This is a genomic window from Flavobacteriales bacterium (assembly GCA_013214975.1).
Classification (GTDB): domain Bacteria; phylum Bacteroidota; class Bacteroidia; order DT-38; family DT-38; genus DT-38.
The window spans coordinates 1-3,231 of the sequence record JABSPR010000356.1; the positions used below are offsets into that span (position 1 = coordinate 1).

Consider the following 3,231-nt stretch of genomic DNA (forward strand, 5'->3'; position numbering starts at 1 on the left):
ATCAATTGGCGCAATTGCAGTTTCCGAATCGCACAACAATATTATCTATGTCGGAACAGGCGAAGTTACCGTTCGAGGAAACGTTTCTTCGGGAACTGGAATGTATAAATCGATAGACGGAGGCCGGTCTTGGACATCAATAGGCTTGCCAGAATCGCGTCATATTCCTAGAGTGCGTATTCACCCTAAAAACCCAGATATTGCTTATGTTGCTGTTCTTGGTGATTTGTATAAATCCAGTGAGCAACGTGGTGTTTATAAGACAACGGATGGTGGTAAATCATGGAACCGTGTTTTATTCAGTAATGAAGATGCCGGAGCAGTTGATTTAATTCTTGATCCTTTAAATCCAGATGTTATTTATGCCAGTACGTGGCGTGTCCGTCGTACTCCATTTGATTTTTCATCGGGTGGTGATGGATCCGCTTTATGGAAATCTGAAGACGGTGGAGATAATTGGACGAATATTTCAAAGAACAAAGGTCTGCCTGAAGGAACATTGGGAATTATTGGAGTTACCGTTTCTCCTGTTAATCCAGATAGGATTTGGACAATTATTGAAAATGAAAAAGGCGGTGTTTACAGGTCTGATGATGCTGGAAAAACGTGGGAACTGACCAATAGCGATCGGAGCTTGCGTCAACGAGCTTGGTACTATTCAAGAATTTATGCCGATAGTAAAGATTCAGATAAGGTGATGGTCGTTAATGTTGCTTATCATACTTCTACTGATGGTGGTAAAAGCTTCAAGTCAAGAGGTGCTCCGCATGGGGATCATCACGATTTATGGATTGCTCCAGAAGACAATATGCGAATGATTATTGCTGATGACGGAGGTGCACAAATTAGTTATGACGGCGGCGAAAATTGGTCGACGTACATGAATCAACCGACTTCGCAATTCTATCGGGTTACAACGGATAACCATTTTCCCTATCGAATTTACGGTGCGCAGCAAGACAATTCAGCGATTCGAATTCAATCTAGAGCACAATGGGGAAGTATTTCTGAACAGCATTGGGAATCCACAGCTGGTGGTGAAAGTGCTCACTTGGCTCCAGATCCAAACGACAACGACATCGTTTATGGAGGAAGTTATGGTGGTTATTTAACACGATACAATCACCATACTGAACAAAATAGGGCGATTAACGTTTGGCCGGATAATCCAATTGGATATGGTGCTGAAGGAATGAAATACAGATTCCAATGGAACTTCCCTGTCTTCTTTTCGCCGCACGATCCGAACAAATTATATACCTGCTCACAGCATCTACATGTTTCTACAAATGGCGGTGAAACTTGGAAAATTATCTCACCTGACTTAAGTCGAAATGACGCATCTAAATTGATTCCATCTGGTGGACCAATTACGAAAGACAACACAGGCGTTGAGTATTACGCTACGATTTTTGCCGCAATAGAATCGCCTTATGAGAAAGACCTTCTTTGGTGTGGATCTGATGATGGCTTGATTCACATTTCAAAAGATGGTGGTGCGAATTGGGAAAATGTGACCCCGAAAAAACTACCAGAATGGGCCTTGATCAATAGTATTGAAGCTGATCCATGGAACAAAGGCGGATTGTATGTTGCAGCTACGAAATACAAAACTGGCGACTATACACCGTATTTGTATCACACTACTGATTATGGTAAAACGTGGAAGTTAATCACGAATGGAATTGCTTCCGAACATTTCACAAGGGTAATTAAATCTGATCTAAAAGTTAAAGGATTGTTGTATTGCGGCACCGAACAAGGAATATATTTGAGTAGTGATGATGGCGCAAATTGGCAACCATTTCAATTGAACTTGCCGATTGTTCCAATCACGGATATTGCTTTGAAAGACAACGATATGATCGTCGCGACTCAAGGTCGAAGTTTTTGGATTCTAGATGACCTAAACGTGATTTGGGATGAGTTAAAGCAATCGACAAATAAAGATGAAGCACGAATTTATGCATCGCACCCAACCGTTGGATATGGTGGTAACGACCATACATCATTGACAAAAGGAACCAATCACCCGAGAGGAGTTCGTTTGTTTGTAAATATTCCAGATGCAAAGAAAGCAACTACGCTTCGAATTTTAGATGCTCAAGGAGAAGAAATTACATCCTTTAGTTCTGACGCTAAAGACAAATCCAACAAACTAGAATTTGAAACTGGAACGAACTCATTTGTTTGGGACATGCGCTATCCTAAAGCGGATAAATTTGATGGTTTATTGATGTGGTGGGGAACGCTAAATGGACCAGCAGCTCCTCCTGGACAGTATACGGTAGAACTTAAAATTGAAGATGAAACGGTAAAAACGCAATTCGAAATTCTATTAGACCCCCGAAGTGAAGGAACACCTGAAGACCGACAAGCACAATTTGAATTTTTACTGGGCATTCGAAATAAGCTGGATGAAACCCATGACGCAATTCGAAATATGCGGGACATCAAATCTCAAATTAAAGGTTTGAATGGCCGTATCGACAAAGACAAGTTTGCTGATGTGATCAAAGAAGGAGAACGTTTGGATTCATTGATGACGGATATAGAAAAAGCCCTCTATCAAACCAAACTTCAAAGCAATCAAGACATGTTGAACTACCCTATTAAACTCAACAATAAGCTGGCACATGTGGCTTCATTGGCAAGTATGGGTATTTACCGTCCAACAGATCAAATGATAGCAGTTAAGGTGTCTATCGCTAAAGAAATTGATGTTGAACTGGAAAAATGGTACAGTATTCGCGATGAAGAATTGACGAAATACAATGAGTTGATTCGAAGTCAAAAGGTGAATGCTATTCAAGTTGGAAAAGACAATTAACGAATGTAACCGTAGATAATAAAAAGCTATGAAATAGTGGAATAAAACTAGGTGATTTCACTCAAAAAATCGCGAACATGTACCATTGATTGGATATCAAATTGTACTTACATTTACGAAAACTAATTACTTATGCTCAGACTTCTATTCGTTCATCTTCTATTAGTATTTCCAATGGCGTTGAACGCACAAAATTCAACTAATGCCGACGTAGCAGCCTTCAATCAAATTCTTGCCGACATTAATATTAGGCAAGCGACAATAACCGGTGGAGGAACTATTGTACAGCGAAATCCAATGAATTTCAATAAAATAAAGCGGTATGATATCCTAGAAACTAAAATTCAAAGACTTTCTAATAAAAAGACTACAGTTTCGAATAAGAAGAAAAGAAAAATTGA

2 protein-coding genes are annotated in these 3,231 nt (G+C 39.7%); both read left to right on the plus strand.

Annotated elements, in window-relative coordinates; genetic code table 11:
* Positions 1-2,830 (plus strand): glycosyl hydrolase (locus tag HRT72_11505; GenBank protein ID NQY68330.1); only part of this gene is annotated, 2,830 nt, incomplete at its 5' end.
* Positions 2,831-2,962: 132 nt separating this feature from the next.
* Positions 2,963-3,231, plus strand: a 269-nt coding sequence (locus tag HRT72_11510) for a hypothetical protein (GenBank protein NQY68331.1), incomplete at its 3' end; no start/stop codon positions are given.